The organism is Arthrobacter sp. Y3221157, from assembly GCF_059089865.1.
The window spans coordinates 1-16,377 of the sequence record NZ_JBNHFD010000009.1; the positions used below are offsets into that span (position 1 = coordinate 1).

General features: G+C 66.5%; 16 protein-coding genes and 1 pseudogene. 10 read left to right on the top strand and 7 right to left on the bottom strand.

Going from position 1 to position 16,377, the window contains the following annotated elements; genetic code table 11:
- Both AC5RTT_RS04560 and recR read left to right on the top strand, forming a co-directional pair.
- Positions 1-334, top strand: a pseudogene (locus tag AC5RTT_RS04560) (DNA polymerase III subunit gamma and tau); the annotation flags it as partial.
- Between the two features lie 75 nt (positions 335-409).
- Positions 410-1,009, top strand: a complete 600-nt coding sequence (recR, locus tag AC5RTT_RS04565) for a recombination mediator RecR (protein ID WP_009359069.1) — start codon at positions 410-412, stop codon at positions 1,007-1,009.
- Between the two features lie 24 nt (positions 1,010-1,033).
- Here the strand turns inward: recR and AC5RTT_RS04570 are convergent, their stop codons facing one another.
- The 3 genes from AC5RTT_RS04570 to AC5RTT_RS04580 form a co-directional block, all read right to left on the bottom strand.
- Positions 1,034-2,137, bottom strand: coding sequence for a hypothetical protein (locus AC5RTT_RS04570; protein ID WP_494144199.1), 1,104 nt, complete (start codon positions 2,135-2,137; stop codon positions 1,034-1,036).
- Positions 2,138-2,280: 143 nt separating this feature from the next.
- Positions 2,281-3,414: an ABC transporter permease gene (locus AC5RTT_RS04575; protein ID WP_494144200.1), complete on the bottom strand. Its 1,134-nt coding sequence runs from the start codon at positions 3,412-3,414 to the stop codon at positions 2,281-2,283.
- On the bottom strand, positions 3,411-4,376 hold the full coding sequence (locus AC5RTT_RS04580; protein ID WP_494144201.1) for an ABC transporter ATP-binding protein: 966 nt from the start codon (positions 4,374-4,376) through the stop codon (positions 3,411-3,413). Before AC5RTT_RS04580 ends, AC5RTT_RS04575 begins: the two co-directional genes overlap by 4 nt.
- 207 nt (positions 4,377-4,583) lie before the next feature.
- Here AC5RTT_RS04580 and AC5RTT_RS04585 point away from each other — a divergent pair, with 207 nt between their 5' ends.
- A complete protein-coding gene (locus AC5RTT_RS04585) occupies positions 4,584-5,942 on the top strand; it encodes an aspartate kinase (protein ID WP_494144202.1) in 1,359 nt (452 codons plus the stop codon).
- Between the two features lie 83 nt (positions 5,943-6,025).
- Here AC5RTT_RS04585 and AC5RTT_RS04590 read toward each other — a convergent pair whose 3' ends face one another.
- Positions 6,026-6,241, bottom strand: coding sequence for a hypothetical protein (locus tag AC5RTT_RS04590; protein ID WP_494144203.1), 216 nt, complete (start codon positions 6,239-6,241; stop codon positions 6,026-6,028).
- 159 nt (positions 6,242-6,400) lie between these two features.
- Entirely contained in the window at positions 6,401-6,643 is a 243-nt protein-coding gene (locus AC5RTT_RS04595) for a hypothetical protein (RefSeq protein WP_494144261.1), read from the bottom strand.
- An 80-nt stretch (positions 6,644-6,723) separates the two neighbouring features.
- Between AC5RTT_RS04595 and AC5RTT_RS04600 the strand changes: the two genes are divergently transcribed.
- From AC5RTT_RS04600 to AC5RTT_RS04615, 4 genes are all read left to right on the top strand, one after another.
- Complete coding sequence (locus AC5RTT_RS04600; RefSeq protein WP_494144204.1) at positions 6,724-7,191, top strand: MarR family winged helix-turn-helix transcriptional regulator; 468 nt, start codon at positions 6,724-6,726, stop codon at positions 7,189-7,191.
- Between the two features lie 98 nt (positions 7,192-7,289).
- Positions 7,290-7,835: an SSI family serine proteinase inhibitor gene (locus AC5RTT_RS04605; RefSeq protein WP_494144262.1), complete on the top strand. Its 546-nt coding sequence runs from the start codon at positions 7,290-7,292 to the stop codon at positions 7,833-7,835.
- Positions 7,804-8,745 (top strand): 3-methyladenine DNA glycosylase, encoded by a 942-nt coding sequence (locus AC5RTT_RS04610; RefSeq protein WP_494144205.1) that lies wholly within the window; start codon positions 7,804-7,806, stop codon positions 8,743-8,745. The genes AC5RTT_RS04605 and AC5RTT_RS04610 overlap by 32 nt, the downstream gene beginning before the upstream one ends.
- A complete protein-coding gene (locus tag AC5RTT_RS04615; protein WP_494144206.1) occupies positions 8,742-9,092 on the top strand; it encodes a serine protease inhibitor in 351 nt (116 codons plus the stop codon). Before AC5RTT_RS04610 ends, AC5RTT_RS04615 begins: the two co-directional genes overlap by 4 nt.
- Positions 9,093-9,165: 73 nt before the next feature.
- Here the strand turns inward: AC5RTT_RS04615 and AC5RTT_RS04620 are convergent, their stop codons facing one another.
- The gene (locus AC5RTT_RS04620) at positions 9,166-12,234 is read right to left on the bottom strand and encodes a S8 family serine peptidase (RefSeq protein ID WP_494144207.1); all 3,069 of its coding nucleotides are present in this window, start codon (positions 12,232-12,234) and stop codon (positions 9,166-9,168) included.
- Between the two features lie 308 nt (positions 12,235-12,542).
- Positions 12,543-12,728 carry a hypothetical protein gene (locus AC5RTT_RS04625; RefSeq protein ID WP_494144208.1) on the bottom strand — a complete coding sequence of 62 codons (186 nt, stop codon included), beginning with the start codon at positions 12,726-12,728 and terminating at the stop codon, positions 12,543-12,545.
- 268 nt (positions 12,729-12,996) lie between these two features.
- On the opposite strand from AC5RTT_RS04625, the gene purS reads away from it, so the two are divergent.
- From purS to purL, 3 genes are read left to right on the top strand one after another with little or no spacing between them, the layout of a single operon-like run.
- Entirely contained in the window at positions 12,997-13,248 is a 252-nt protein-coding gene (purS, locus tag AC5RTT_RS04630) for a phosphoribosylformylglycinamidine synthase subunit PurS (protein WP_009359059.1), read from the top strand.
- Position 13,249: 1 nt separating this feature from the next.
- Positions 13,250-14,023, top strand: a complete 774-nt coding sequence (gene purQ / locus AC5RTT_RS04635; RefSeq protein ID WP_494010862.1) for a phosphoribosylformylglycinamidine synthase subunit PurQ — start codon at positions 13,250-13,252, stop codon at positions 14,021-14,023.
- Positions 14,020-16,329, top strand: a complete 2,310-nt coding sequence (purL, locus tag AC5RTT_RS04640) for a phosphoribosylformylglycinamidine synthase subunit PurL (protein WP_494144209.1) — start codon at positions 14,020-14,022, stop codon at positions 16,327-16,329. Before purQ ends, purL begins: the two co-directional genes overlap by 4 nt.
- Positions 16,330-16,377 lie beyond the last annotated feature (48 nt).

The window sequence follows — 16,377 nt, forward strand, 5'->3', positions numbered from 1 at the left end:
CCCGGCGCGGCAGGCTCCTTCGGCTGCTCCCGCCGCCGTCCCGTCCAGGGCCGGCGCACCATCTCCGGCCGTTTCCCCTGCACCGGGAACCGGTAGCCGGCAAAGCCTGTACCAGCGGCTGTCCAACAGCCCCGAAGCTGAAGCCGGGCGGGCCAAGGCCCCGGCACGCGCAGCCGTGGCGGCGGCCACCTACGTCCAGGACATTCCGAGCGCCGACGATGAGACCATCGAGGAGTCCGGGGTGTTCGGCCGTGCAGCGGTGGAGCGTATTCTGGGCGGAAAGCTGATCGAGGAGCGCTCCGCGGACGGAAGCCCCCTCCCGCCCCGGTACTGACCCCGCTGTCCGGCGTGAACCGGATGGAACCGCTGTTGCACGACCCGCTGTCCATTCCAAGCTAAAGAGGAAACTGTGTACGAAGGTGCTGTCCAGGAGCTGATCGATGAGCTTGGACGCCTTCCAGGCGTGGGTCCCAAGTCCGCACAGCGGCTGGCGTTCCACATCCTTGAAGCGGATCCCCAGGATATGAAACGGCTGGTGGACGCGATCACCACCGTCAAGGACCGGGTCAAGTTCTGCACCGTGTGCGGAAACGTCACCGAGCAGGAGCTCTGCAATATCTGCCGCGACCCCCGCCGGGATCCCGCCGTCATCTGCGTGGTGGAGGAGTCCAAGGACGTACTGGCGGTGGAGCGCACGCGTTCGTTCCGCGGCCGCTACCACGTGCTGGGCGGGGCCATCAACCCGATCGCCGGCATCGGACCGGAGCAACTGCGGATCCGTGAACTGCTGACCCGGCTGAACGACGGCGCCATCCAGGAAGTCATCATCGCCACCGACCCCAACCTCGAGGGAGAGGCAACGGCCACCTATCTGGCCCGAATGCTCAAGACCATCGGCATCACGGTCACCAGGCTGGCATCGGGCCTTCCCGTTGGCGGAGACCTTGAGTACGCGGATGAGGTCACCCTGGGACGTGCTTTCGAAGGCCGCCGCAACGCGCTGACCTGATCCGCAAGCGGTCAACCAGCGCCGCTAGGCACCTTGCGGCGCGTTTCGACGGCGGGCCGCAGCAGCAGCGCGGGCAGCGGCCAGCAGGGCGGCTGCCACGCCTGCCTGGAGGAGAAGGCCCAGCGCTGCCAACGGCAACCGCGGGGAGTCCTGGCTTCGCGGTTCACCATTGACACAGGGAACCGCGGTACCGTCCGCCGCTTCCTGCAGCGCCGCCGAAAGCCATCCGAGCAGCTCGGCGCCGGCGCCCGGCTGGCCGGCGAGTGCAACGAACACCACGGTTGGGCTGGCAGTGGCCAGCCAGGTGATCCGTTCCGTCCGGTGGACCTCGACGGTCCCGGCCGGAATACCGCTGCACTCATAGGCCACGGGAGTTCCGTCCGCTGCGCGCACCACGTTGAGGGCCACCGTCACCGGCTCCTCTGACCGCACGGCCGGGACCAGGAGGGAGGTGGCCGCAACTGTCCCCACAACCAGGAACAAAGCCAGCGACCACCCCGCCAGCCTGCTCACGAACCTGTGGCGCGCCAGTGCTGCAACCGCCACCCCCATGCCAACGAAGATGGCACCTTCGACCGCTGCCAGGCCGGCCGAAATGGCCGCTACGTTTCCGGGCAGGCCGGCGGCAGCCGCTTGCATCAGCAGCGTCAACAGGACGAGCAGGGCGAATACCAGGCTGCGCAGCGCACCGGCGAGCACTGCCGTGGAAAGGCTGCGGCCGTGTTCCGGGCCGGTTGCCACTCCTTGGGCGGACATTCCCCAATGAACCGCCGTCAGGGCGGCCGAGGCCGGAAGCAACGACGACGCCAGCACGTAGGTGAGCATTGGGACGGGCATCCATTCAGCTGAGTCCCCGTCAGGTCCGGGCAGGAGGACCAGGCCAGCGACGACGACCCAGGTGGCGCAAAGCGACCCAACTGCCACTGCCCAGAAACGCAGGGTCCCCAGGCTTGCGGCCCAGTCGGCTGCAGCCGCAAGTACCGCAGCCCCGAGGCCCGGCCCCCGGCGCCGGGGCTCGCCGCCGTCGTCGTCATCTGCGGGCTGGAACCACTCGTCGGACCGCGGCCCTATCGGCTCGAAGTAGGGCTCAGGCGTGGATTTGGCGCCATCCTGCTGGTCATCGGCCACGGGAAGCCCACCTTTCGAAGGACAGCCCCAGCCCCGGCTGTGGCCGGGCGGTACCGGCCACCTGAATAGCAACTGCCTCCATGGTGGTCCAGCGACAGTGGGCTGTCCAGATCCAAGCCCCGCCGCGGCTCGCCGGCAGACTCCTAGGCGATCCGGGTGCCGGGGGCCAGCCGGTGGGCAGGCGTCCGGAGGGCACGCCATCCAAGCCACATCAGGAGCCCTGACAGCACAAGCTGCAGCCCGAGGCCCAGCGGCCACAGAGGTGTCTTCTGGTTCAGGTAGGCGGGCTGGACAACCCCATTGGCGCACGGGTAGGTGCCCTCAGGTCCGGCCAGTGCGTAGCGGGCGCCCTGGCTGATGCCCTCGATGGCACCCGATGTGGGGAAGCCTTGCTGCATGCTGCGGTCCGGGTAGGGGATCGCATCCGCCACCACCACGTAGGGGTTCATTGCCAGGAGCCAGGCCACCCGTTCGGTCCGGGTGGCAGGCTGCTCCCGCATCGGGCCGACGCAGGTGTACTCCGGCTGGACCGGTTCGTTGGCCAGCGGCTCGTAAGTCCGGTACTGCGCATTGTTGGCCATAACCGTCCCTTGGGCGAGCCCGGCGCCCAGCCCGAAGGCAATCAGCGTTCCCACCGCCAGCCCGGCCACCGCAAGGTAGGTCACCACGATGGAAAAGAGCGTCCGGCCGGCGAGGGCCGAAATGCCGACACCCAAGGCGCAGACAACACCCACTTCCACGGCGAGCATCAGCAGGGACACCAGCACGTGGCCCGGTGTCAGCCCGCCGAGCGCCACCCCGATGACCAGGAACGGCGTGCTGGCGACAAGGAACGCGAGGGCTGCCAGCCAGGCGGCAAAGAACTTTCCCCACAGGATCTGGCCGGGTTCCAGCAGCGTCACCTGGAGTATGGCAAGCGTTCCGCCGGTGCGGTCGCCGTTCACGGCGTTCGCAGACAAGGCCGGGGCCACCAGCAAGGCAAAGAGCAGGACGAACGCCAGCACTACCTCGAAAATCATTGATCCAGGGCCTGCTGATTCCGGCGGGATGTAGCTGCCGTAGGCCCGCTGGGCCGCCTGCTGTGCGTTCCAGCTGGCCCAGGTCAGCCACGTGACCAGTGCCGTCAGGACGAACCAGATGGCAAGCATGATGTACCAGCCGCGTGAACGGAGCCTCTGTTTCAGTTCGAGGGCCACCACATGGCCGATGCCTGCCAGGTAGGCCCCGGTGTTGCCGGATCGGGACGGTTCCTGCCGCTTCTGCGCCACCGTGCTCACTGCCGCTCCCCCTCAAGGTTCATGTAGGTCTCTTCCAGGGCGCCGGAGGCCGGGGCGAAGGACGTGATTCCGACGCCGGCAAGCACCAGGTCGCGCAGCAGCCGTTCCGCATCGGCGTCGTTCAGGAGCAGCAGGCTCACGCCCGGCCGGCGCCCGTCCTCCTGCCGGAACACCAGCCCCAGTTCAGTGAGCTTGGCGGCGAGCGCAGCCGTGTCCGACGCAGAGATCGAGTACCGCCGGCCGGACGCCGCAGCTTCCTCGGTGGTTTGTTGCCGCACCGTCCTCCCGTTGTTGACGAAGACGGCACCGTCCGCAATTTCGTCAAGCTCACTGAGGACGTGGGAGGAAACCACCACGGCCTTGCCCTCGGCCGCAAGCTGCCTCAGCGTTCTCCGCAGCTCCACACGGGACCCCGGGTCCAGGCCTGATGCAGGTTCATCGAGGAGCAGGACAGAGGGATCGTGGATCAGTGCCCGCGCCAGGCTGAGCCGCTGCTGCTGGCCCCGGGACAGGACCCGGGCCGGCTGGTCGGCGAGGTCGGACAACCGGACGCGTTGCAGCATGTCCGCCACCCGCTCTCCGATCCCGGGAGCGGGAAGCCGGTAGAAACGCGCCATCTGGGTCAGGATTTCGCGGGCCGTCAGTGACTCCCAGACGCCCAGGGTGTCCGGCATCCAGCCGAGCCGGCTCCGGACCTCTGCACGGTGCCGGGCCGGATCCAGCCCGCCCACGCTGATGGTGCCGCCGTCCGGCGCCAGCAGCGATGCCAGCATCAGCAGCAGCGTGGTCTTGCCCGCGCCGTTGGGGCCGATCAAGGCCGTCACCTTGCCGGCCGGGGCGTGGAAGTCCATGTGCTCGACGGCACGTACCGCCCCGAAGCTCCTGCTCACCGCCCGGGCTGTAATACCGCCAAAGGAAGCCTGGCCGTCCGGCTGTTCTGATGTTTCCGGCGCTATTGCCATGTTTTGCGCACCTGTCCCCCACAGTCCTGAGCACGTTGACCCCTTGAGCGTACGCCTGCGGCCCCTCCGCGGCGCTCCTCCTGCGGGCTGAGATTCGGTCACAATTCAACGCCTCACTGCAGGCGGCGATAAACTGTCCCGGGAAAGTCGCGCCGTCCCGGCGTCAGGCTGCCTGGCCTCAAGAACCGATCCAACGAAGGTACGCGCATGAGTACGCCCACTACCGAAGTGCACAACGCAACACAGCAGCATGGGCTGTCCGCTGGCGGTGCGGTGACCAAACAGCTCATCGTGCAGAAATTCGGTGGCTCCTCCGTGGCTGACGCCGACGGCATCAAACGTGTTGCCAAGCGCGTGGTTGACGCGCAGGAAGCCGGTAACGAAGTTGTGGTTGTGGTGTCCGCCATGGGTGACACCACCGACGAACTCCTGGACCTCGCCGCGCAGGTGACCGATTCCGCTCCCGCCCGGGAGATGGACATGCTGCTCTCCGCCGGAGAGCGCATTTCGATGGCACTGCTGGCCATGGCCATCAACAAGCTCGGCGCCTCTGCCCAGTCCTTCACGGGTTCCCAGGCCGGCATGATCACCGATGGCATCCATGGCAAGGCCCGGATCATCGACGTCGATCCCCACCGCATCCGGACAGCCCTCGACAAGGGCAACATCGCCATCGTGGCGGGCTTCCAGGGCATGAGCCGTACCACCAACGAGATCACCACCCTGGGACGCGGCGGCTCCGACACCACCGCCGTGGCGCTGGCTGCGGCGCTCGAGGCCGACGTCTGCGAGATCTACACCGACGTTGACGGCGTCTACACCGCGGACCCCCGGGTAGTGCCCTCGGCCCAGAAGATCGACACCATTTCCAGCGAGGAGATGCTCGAACTTGCCGCCTCGGGCGCAAAGATCCTGCACCTGCGCTGCGTGGAGTACGCCCGCCGGTTCGGCGTCCCGCTGCACGTCCGCTCCTCATTCAGCCAGCATGAAGGCACCTGGGTCATCCCCAGCGCCGAAGACAAGATCACCACTCAAGAGGGAGTTGCCTTGGAGCAGCCAATCATCTCCGGCGTTGCGCACGACCGTTCCGAAGCCAAGGTCACGGTTGTGGGCGTCCCGGACATCCCCGGCAAGGCCGCCGCCATTTTCCAGGTCATCGCCGACGCGCACTCGAACATCGACATGATCGTGCAGAACGTGTCCACGCACGGGACGGGCCGGACGGACATCTCGTTCACCCTGCCCATCGTGGAAGGCGCCGACGCCCTGGCCGCCCTGCACGCCGCGCAGGACCAGATCGGCTTCGAGAGCATCGAATACAACGAGCAGATCGGCAAGCTCTCCCTCATCGGTGCGGGCATGCGCTCCCACCCCGGCGTTTCCGCCACCTTCTTCAAGGCGCTGTCCGACGCCGGCATCAACATCAACATGATCTCCACCTCTGAAATCCGCATCTCCGTGGTCACCCACGCTGACCTGCTGGATGAAGCGGTACGCGTGATCCACAAGGCCTTCGACCTGGACGCCGACAACGAGGCCACCGTGTACGGCGGAACCGGCCGCTAACCCGGACCTCCCTACGAGAAAAGCCGGGCCAGCCTCCGTTCATTCGGAGGCTGGCCCGGCTTTTCCGGTTACGCACCTATTTCTCAGGTTTCCCGCTCAAGGTCCTCGCGGCGGACAGCGTAGTGATGGCCGGACGAATCCGTTTCGACCACGAAGTGCGAAAGCTCCTCTTCGGAGGCCTGCTCAAACGCATCATGTTTGTGCACTACCGGCGAATCGGCGTCCAGCTGCGTGGCAGGTCCGAAGAAGAAGCGGAGCCTCTCCGTCGCGTTCATGAATCCGCTCATTACACGAGCCACTGTTTTCCACCCCCTTCCCGGTTTCCGGGGCAAAGAGCTGCTGCCTCCTGCCGGAGCCAGTGCCCCCATTTTACGCCCGAAGCCGGGAAATGGAGCCGGGTAACGGAGCGGCAGGCATGGCCGCGGGTGCTACTGGGCGGGGCGCCCGGATACGAACTTTCAGCGCAGCGACTTGTCTTCCGGGTTCCTGGGAACCACGTAGGTGCTGCCGTCGGGCCGCGTGATGGTTTCCCACTGCCGGCTTTCGGCCTGGCGCTGTGCCAGGAGTCTCCGGTTCTCCTCTGTCATGTCGTGGACCAGGGAGGAGCGGTTCGCAGGCCCGAAGATAGCCCTCAGCTTGCCGGTGGCGCGCATGAAGCGCTGCGACGCGTTGTCCTCGTTGTCCGGCTTGCCCTTGGCCATGTTCGGTTCCTTCCGCTGCCACTGGTTCTCTATCAACCAGAGTACGCTAATAGTTAGAGCACTAATAATTGGAGGACTTCATGGATGCCGCCGCTACGGCCGACACCGGCCAGGATGACGACCTGCTCCTGGAACACCAGCTTTGTTTCGCGCTGACGGTTGCAGCCCGCAGCATCGTGGGGGCGTACAAGCCGGTTCTGGAGAAGCTGAAACTGACCCATCCCCAGTACCTGGTGATGCTGAGCCTGTGGGAGACAAGCCCCAGGACGGTCCGGAACATCAGCGACGCCCTGGCCCAGGAACCTGCCACCATTTCGCCGCTGCTCCGCCGGCTGGAGGCAGCCGGATACATCACCCGCCGCCGGGCCGACGGCAATGAGCGGGCACTCGCCGTCGAACTGACGCCTGAAGGGGCCGCGTTGAGGCAACAGGCTTTGGAGGTTCCCGGAACCATGATGGAACGGCTCGGCCTGACGCGGAGCCAGGTCACGGAACTGCATGCCTCCATGATGGGGCTCATTGCCGCCACGTCCGGCGGAACCCCGTAGCGGGCTGCCCGCCCCGTTGGGACGGAACCACCGGGAAGGCACGGTATTGCAGCTAGAATCGAAGGGTGACTAGGGCGGTGCGCAGGACACGGCTGCAGATGGCAGGGCTGGCAATTGCTGCGCTGCTGATGTCCTCCTGCTCCCCCACTCCCGACGGCGGCAGCCCGGCCACATCGCCGGCACAGCCCACATCCCCGTCCCCAACGACTACCACCGCAACGGCCGAACCGTCCCCGGACACGGAAACCTCCGTTCCCGCGCCGCCGCCTGACAGTTCCCGCCCGGCCGCGGGTCCAGGCCAGGGCAATGCAGAGTTGGCTATCGCCGTGACTCCCGCTGAAGGCGAACCCGCCGTGAACTACACCCTGGTATGCCAGGCCGGCGTCCCTGCCGCCGAGAGCAGCCATCCGGCCGCCGAGGCTGCCTGCTCCGCCCTGAAGGAAAACACCGCGCTGCTGAGTCCCGAAATCCGCGGGACCGCCCAGGCGTGCACCGAACAGTACGGCGGGCCCCAGACGGCCACAGTCAGCGGCGTGCTTGACGGCGTGCCCGTGGAGGCCGAGTTTTCCCGCACCAACGGGTGCGAAATCAGCGCCTGGGATGCTGCGAAGGATGTCCTGGGTGCCTCCGGTGGAGCAGCTTAGGCTGCTGGCGGCCGACGAATGGCGGGCACTGGAGGATGCCCACCAGCAGCGCGTCAGCCGCTACGCCGACCCCTACCTGGCACGACGTTCCGCCGGCCAAAAGCACCCGGTTGAAGACTTCCTCTTCACGTACTACACCCAGAAGCCCGGGCAGTTGCGGCGCTGGCATCCCGGCGCCGGGATGGTCCTGTTAGGCGATGCCGCGGCCGCCCGCAGCGGCTGGAAGCACTACCGCACGCTCGACGACGGCGAACTCGCCTCCCTGGGCCTTCCGCCGGAAAGCAACGCGGTGACCGTTGACGTGGCCGCCTTCCTTGAAGACCGCAGGGACGCGGTGGCTTTTGCCGGCATCATCTTGCGGGGCACCGCGGCGCGGCCGGCGCAGTTCGGCTGCTTCGGCCTGCACGAATGGGCAATGGTTTACCACCAGGACAGGTTCGACCTGCGCCACGAGTACCTGCGGCTCCGGCTGGGTCCGGAGGGCACGGACAAGGTGGTGGAGGACAACCGGATCCGTTGCACGCACTTCGATGCCTTCCGCTTTTACACCCCGGATGCGATGCCCCTGAACGAGTTTGCGCCGAGCCGCGAGACCCAGCGGCTTCTGGAACAGCCGGGCTGCCTGCACGCCAACATGGATCTGTACAAGTGGGCCTATAAGCTGCTCCCGCTGCTCTCCAGTGAACTGGTGATGGATTGCTTTGAACTGTCCTGGCGGATCCGGGCCATGGACATGCAGGCCTCCCCTTACGACCTTGCCGAGTGGGACTATCCCGCGATACCCATCGAGACGCCACAGGGCAAGGCCGCCTACGTGGAGCACCAGCGCTCCTTCGCCGCCGAGGCAGCGGTGCTGCGCGACAGGCTGGCACTGGAACTGGCAGCGGCTTCGGCGCCGGTCCCTGAATGATCGACCTCACCATAAGGCTCAGAGAGGACCCCGCCGGCGTCGAGTACGTGTTCCGGCTGAAGGCCCGTGACGGCGTTGTGTATGGTGACACCACTTTGCCCGACCCGTACGCGGCCCTGGCAGCAGCGGAGCAGTTCGGTGGCCAGGTGTTCTTTCCGCAGCCGGGACCGCCACAGCTGTGTACGCAGCAGTACGGCGGGCCACAGGTCGCCGTGGTCACCGGCACCTTCCATGGCCGCCAGGTGGAATCGGTCTTCACCCGGACGGACGGCTGCGAAATTTCCAGGTGGAATGCCATGGCACCCCTCCTGGGCGGGGGTCCCTTGGGCGGCGGCCGCGCCACCTGAACTCCCTGCAGGATGACATGGCCCGGGCGGTTTCCACCGCCGGGGCCATGTCATCCTTTTCGAGCTTCGCCTGTCACGCTCCCGGGACGGCTTGGGCAAGGGCAATGGAGCGGGCTCCGGTGGGCGCAGCAGGCGCGTCGCCCACCCGGACGTTGACCCAGGTCCTGATTCCGTTGTCGCCGAGGCTCAGGCGGGACAGGTAGGCGCCTTGGGAGAGGCCGGTCCAGGACAGCGTCGCCGACGTTGCGGTGCCGTTCGGAGCCACGATCGGGTTCGGCTCCACGCTGAGGTTTCCGGCGTCGCCCGCGAAGGTCACGGCCTGCACCGAGGCACTCGCGGCACCATTGTCAGGCGTCGAGTAAAGGTTGACCACGATGTAGTACGTGCCCGCCCGCGGGGACTCAAGATCCAGGAACTCGCTGGCGGAGGCCGTGGCCACCTGGGTGGCGGTGAGGCCGCCCGAAGCGTTCGGCGCGTACACCACCATGTCCCAGTCGACGTCTTCCGACTGAGCCTGGACACCCATCCGGGCGAACGAGGCCCCCTGCGGAACAGTCACCTGAAGCAGCGCGTTATGCGCGTCGTTCCCCGGTGCGTATTCGCCGGGAGTCTTGGTGATGGCGGTCACGCTCAAGGGCGCCAGGCCTTCCACTCCCACATTGATGGGACCATCGGAACCCGAAACCAGCTCCAGCGTGCCGCTGCCGTCACCTGCAGCCGAGCTGAAGGAGAACGACGGGGCGATCTGGGCGTCAACAGGACGGATGGCGATGGGCGAGCTGACAGTCCGGGGGCCCCTCCAGGTCAGGGTGCCGGTGCTGAATTTACCCACCGGGGCGGTGGCGTTCCGGATGGTCAGGGTGACCTCCCGGGTCTGGCCGGCCTTGGCGAAGTTCAGTGCCTTCGGCTCCACCTGGATATTGAAGCCTGCCATGTTCACTTCCGGCCGGTAAATTCCCGGAACCAGGGCGGTCAGCTGGCGTTTCACCTGGACTTCTCCCACCAGGCTGCCGAGTGCGATGGACGGCACATTCAAATCACGGGCCGCGATGGTGCCTGCCTGCGGAACTCCGGTTTCCACGCCCTGGCCGTTGAGGAAGCCGAGCCAGTCCCTGACGCCGGAGGTGTAAACAAGCCCCGGATCGAGGACGCGGGTGGAGTCGATGTGGCCTGCGCCGCCCTGGAACGGGTCTGTGTTGGCGGAGCCGTCCGGGTTAACGAGCGGGTAGGCGCTGGTCATCATCGCGGACTTGACCATAGCCGGGCTCCAGGCTGGTTGCTTGCCGAGCACCAGGGCGCCGAAGCCGGCGATGTGCGGCGCGGCCATGGAGGTTCCGGACATGAAGCCGAACTGGTCGCCGTTGTTGCCGATGGTTGATACGCCCGCCAGGACGTTGACCCCGGGGGCTGCGATATCCGGTTTCAGCAGGTCGCCGCCGGACGCAAGGGTGGGCCCGCGGGAGGAGAACCCGGCAATCTGCGGCGCCGGAGCCGGCGGTTCGCCGGTGAGGTCACCCTTCACCAGGCTGACCGTCAGGGATGGGTTTGCCTCAAGCTTGGACTTCAGCGCCAGGCTCTTGGGTGCGTTGACATGGACAGTGGGCAGCACATGGTTGTCGGCATCTTCGGAGCTGCTGGTGAGATTTACCAGGATCATGCCCGCTCCACCCTTGTCCTGGACTTCCTGGCTCTTGGCCGTCCGGTCCACCACACCCCGGTCGCAGACCACCACCTTGCCGGCTACCTTCGCCGCATCAAGCGTCCCGGGAGCGCAGAGGTTGGCATTGGTGGCGCCCGCCGCGGCTGCTGCGGCCGCGACGATCACTGGTTTGTCCGCCACTTCTGTTTTCATGATGGACGCACCACGGTAGAGCGAGCCGTCGGAGACCTTGACGGTGCCCAGCAGGTCGCTGGGGAAGGTCGAGGCGGCAACGGTGGTGAGCCAGGGTGAGGCGTGGTTGACCGTTGAGACAGTGGGACCTGAGTTGCCGGCCGAGGCCGAGACGAAGACGCCGGCAGCTGCTGCGTTCAGGAACGCCAGGGCCACGGGGTCCGTCGTGTTGTTGTTATTGCCGGAAATCGAGTAGTTCAGGACGTCCACGCCGTCCTTGATGGCAGCTTCAACGGCTTCCACCGACGCTGAGGAGTAACAGCCTCCGGTGTCGGGATTGGTGTCTTCCCAGCAGACCTTGTACACGGAAACCTTGGCTGCAGGAGCAACACCGGAACTCTTGCCGAAGCCTGAGCCGTCGATCACCTGGTCCACGTTGTCATTGCCGGCAGCCGTGGTGGCCGTGTGGGTGCCGTGGCTTCCGACATCGACCGGGGAGATGAGCTCCTCCGGCGCCCTGTTTTCGGGCGCCACATACTGCAGGAAGGTATCAGCGAAGTACCTGGCACCTATCACCTTCGAGTTGCACTGGGAGCCGTCAAAGGACGCCCCGGCCCCCTGGCCCTCCTGGCATTCACCCTCGAAGGTGGTGCCGTCGGCCTTGAGCATGGCGATCTTGCCATCGGCAGTGCGGTAGGGAACGCCCACCTGCGCAGGGCCGCTCAGCGGCTGGACGGGATCACCCTGGAGGAAGGGGTTGTCCGGCGCGTAGCCGGAGTCGATGACACCGACAACAACTCCCTTGCCCGCATTCGCTTCGCCGCCGAACTGCTTGGCCCATACCCCGTCCGGGCCGGTCAGCCTCAGGAAGTCGGTGGTGGTGTAGTCAGGAGTGTTCTCCACGTCGGGTGCGACCGCCAGGACCCGCTGGTCCTTCGACAGCTCCATGGCCTGGGCAGCCGTGAGTTCAGCCGTGAAACCGTTAAGCGCAGCGGTGTACTGCTTCCCCGGGGTTACGCCCTGGCTGGCGGCAACATCGCGCTGGACCTTGCGCAGATGTGCGTCATAGGCCTTGTAGTTGGGACTTCCGGCATCGAGCTTCCTGCCCGCCTGGGGCCTGGTGGCCCCCAGGCCCGCAGTTTCCCCCTCATAGGCTGCTGCTGCCGCACCCGCCAGAACCACGATGTAGCGGCCGTCCTTGAACTGCGTGGTCCCCGGACTGGTGGCAGCCCCGCTACCAGGGCTGGCCGGTGCCGCGGTGGCGGGAGGTATGGCCAAGGACCCCAGGAGGAGCGGCAACCCGGCGGCCATTACCGCCGCCTTCCGGAACCCCCTGCCCCGCAAGGGGCTTCTTCCAGTTGATCTCACGTGCAACCCTTTCACGATGTACCGGCCCAGCCATGGTTGCGGGCCAGAAACGACTGGCATGGCACATCGGTTTACAGATCTTGTAATTGGATGACACCAGCCGGTTCAAACAGTACAGAGTGAGAGACGAATATGACATAGGCCACAGTGGGAGATTGTATTTGTTGTCACAGGCCTTATTTCTGCGGGCGCCGGGCATAAAAAAGGGCATCCCGAAGGACGCCCAACACACTGCGGCAGGGAGGGAGCGGCTACTGCCGGGGAGTCCGGACCACCTCGCTGATCCACTGCCGGGTCTTCTCGTCAACGGGCCCCGCCACACGGTTTTGCCTGGCCAGGCGGTCCGCTTTCAGTTTTTGCAGGACCATCCTGCCCAGTCCGGCGAACACCGCCACGGCGACTACGGGCAACAGGACGGACTTCGAATTCTCTGCCATCCAGCAATCCTAGTGAAGCCGGTCCAGCAACTCCAGAACCTCCGGCGGACAGCCTGGCGATGGCCGACGCCGGGACGGTCCCCGGCCCGGAAACCGCCGAATACAGGCAGGCCCGTTCCGGCCGGTAGAATGATAAGGCAAGCTCGCGGAGCGCCCGTCCTCAACGTTGTCCAAGGCAAGACCACCATGCCCCTCAACACCCCGGCACGGCGTGAGACGGCACCACTCCGCTGCGCCATTACCCAAGCTCACGCACAGGAGTTACCGGATGCCCCGGATCGTTGTTGACGTCATGCCCAAGCCCGAGATTCTGGACCCCCAGGGGAAGGCGATCGTTGGCGCTCTCCCCCGGCTGGGCTTCACCAGCTTCAGCTCTGTCCGCCAGGGCAAGCGATTTGAACTGACGGTCGACGGAGAGGTGACCGAGGCCATCCTGGCCCAGGCACGCGACGCCGCCGAGACCCTCCTCTCCAACCCCGTGATCGAGGACGTCGTCAACGTCGAGGTCGTCGAGGCCTGAGATGACTGAACTCCCCCTGATCGGCGAGGCTGTGGCCGTCGCCGCCAACCCGCGGCTTGCGGGCGCGAAGATCGGCGTTGTCACCTTCCCCGGAACACTGGATGACCGTGACGCCGCCCGCGCCGTGCGCCTCGCCGGCGGCACCGCCGTCGAACTGTGGCACGGCGATACCGAACTTGGTGACGTGGACGCCGTCGTCATCCCCGGCGGTTTCTCCTACGGTGACTACCTGCGTGCCGGCGCAATCGCCCGCTTCGCCCCGCTCATGTCCAGGATCATCGACGCCGCCAACAGCGACGCCAAGCTTCCCGTCCTTGGCATCTGCAACGGCTTCCAGATCCTTACCGAGTCGCACCTGCTGCCCGGTTCGATGATCAAGAACGACCACCTGAAGTTCCTGTGCCGGGACCAGGTGCTGCGCGTGGAAAACAACGCGACGGCCTGGACCCTGGACTACCAGGCGGGCCAGGAAATCACCATCCCGCTGAAGAACCAGGACGGCCAGTACATCGCGGACGAGAAAACCCTCGACGCACTGGAGGCCGAGGGCCGCGTGGTGTTCCGCTATGTCGGCTTCAACCCGAACGGGTCCCGCCGCGACATCGCGGGTATCTCCAACGCCGCGGGCAACGTGGTGGGCCTCATGCCGCACCCGGAGCACGCCACCGAACCCGGTTTTGGGCCGGAATCGCTGGACGGCATCGGCGGCTCCGACACTGACGGCCTGGGCTTCTTCACCTCCGTATTGACCAAGATTGTGGGAGGCGACAAGTGAGCATCGACACCACCAAGAAGTTCAACATCGACACGGTCGAGAACGCGGCCAAGACCCCGGACACCGAGCTGCCCTGGGCCGAGCTGGGCCTCAAGCAGAACGAATTCGACGAGATCGTCAAGGTCCTGGGCCGCCGCCCCACCGGCGCGGAACTGGCCATGTACTCGGTGATGTGGAGCGAGCACTGCTCCTACAAGTCCTCCAAGAACCACCTGCGCCAGTTCGGCCAGAAGGTCACCGAGGAGATGAAGAAGGACATGCTGGTGGGCATCGGCGAGAACGCCGGAGTCACCAACCTGGGGGACGGCTGGGCCGTGACCTTCAAGATCGAATCGCACAACTCGCCGTCGTTCGTTGAGCCCTACCAGGGCGCCGCGACCGGCATCGGCGGCATTGTCCGCGACATCATCTCCATGGGCGCCCGTCCGGTGGCGGTCATGGACCCGCTGCGTTTCGGCGCCATCGACCACCCGGACACGGCACGCGTGATGCACGGTGCAGTGGCCGGCATCGGCGGCTACGGCAACTCGCTGGGCCTGCCGAACATCGGCGGCGAGATGGTCTTCGACTCCGTCTACCAGGGCAACCCGCTGGTCAACGCCCTCGCCGTTGGCGTCATGCGCCACGAGGACATCCGCCTGGCCAACGCCTCGGGCAAGGGCAACAAGGTGGTCCTGTTCGGTGCACGCACCGGCGGTGACGGCATCGGCGGCGCCTCCGTGCTGGCCTCCGAGTCCTTCGACGACACCAAGCCGTCCAAGCGTCCCGCCGTCCAGGTGGGCGACCCCTTCGCCGAGAAGGTCCTGATCGAGTGCTGCCTTGAACTGTTCAAGGGCTCCCTCGTGGAGGGCATCCAGGACCTGGGCGCCGCAGGCATTTCCTGCGCAACGTCGGAGCTTGCCTCCAACGGCGACGGCGGCATGCAGGTTGAGCTGACCTCCGTCCTGCTGCGCGACCCCACCCTGACCCCGGGCGAGATCCTGATGTCCGAGTCGCAGGAACGCATGATGGCCGTGGTGACCCCGGAGAACGTGGAAGCGTTTGAGGCCGTCATGGACAAGTGGGCGGTGGAGTACTCCTGGCTCGGCGAAGTGACCGACACCGGCCGCCTCATCATCACCTGGGAAGGCGAAGTAATCGTCGACGTCGATCCCCGCACCGTGGCGCACGACGGGCCGGTCTACGACCGTCCGTTTGCCCGCCCCGAGTGGCAGGACGCCCTGCAGGCCGACACCTTCACCGGATCCGTGCAGGACGCCGGCCGGCCCGCAGCCCCCGCGGAATTGGCCAAGGCCGTCACCGAACTCGTGGCGTCGCCGAACATGTGCTCCAAGTCATGGATCACGGACCAGTACGACCGGTACGTGGGCGGCAACACCGCCATGGCATTCCCGGATGACGCCGGCGTGGTCCGCGTGGACGAGGAAACGGGCCTGGGCGTTGCCCTGGCCACCGACGCCAACGGCCGCTACACCTACCTGGACCCCTACCACGGTGCGCAGCTGGCGCTGGCTGAGGCCTACCGCAACGTTGCCACCTCCGGCGCGGTGCCCATGGCTGTCAGCGACTGCCTGAACTTCGGCTCCCCCGAGGACCCGGACGTCATGTGGCAGCTGGCCGAGGCCATCCGCGGCCTGTCGGACGCCTGCATGGTGCTGGGCATCCCGGTCACCGGCGGCAACGTCTCGCTGTACAACCAGACGGGCACCACGCCCATCCACCCCTCCCCCGTGGTGGCAGTGCTGGGCAAGCTCGACGACGTCGCCCGCCGCACGCCGTCGGGCTGGCGCGAGGATGGCCAGGCCATCTACCTGCTGGGCACCACCGCGGCCGAACTGGACGGTTCCGAATGGGCCAACATGCGCGGCCACCTGGGCGGTCAGCCGCCGAAGGTGGACCTCGACGCCGAGCGCGCCCTGGGCGAGATCCTCATCAACGCCTCACGTGATGGCATGATCGACTCGGCGCACGACCTCTCCGAGGGCGGCCTCGCCGCAGCCCTGGTGGAGTCCTCGCTCCGTTACGGCGTGGGTGCCAGGATCGCGCTGCAGGACGTCCTGGACCGCGACGGCGTGGACTTGTTCACGGCGCTGTTCTCCGAGTCCCAGGGCCGCGCAGTTGTTGGCGTTCCCCGCTCCGAGGAAGTGCGGTTCACGGACATGTGCACCGCCCGCGGCTTTGCCCACACCCGCATCGGTGTGGTGGATGCGGCCAGCGGCGCGCTTGAGATCAACGGCGTGGAGAGCCTGTCCCTGGACGCCCTCCGCGAAGCCCATGAAGGGACCCTGCCGAAGTACTTCGGCTGATTCCCCACCCGCAAAGCGGAAATCCGCGTTCCCTCCGGAGGGGACGCG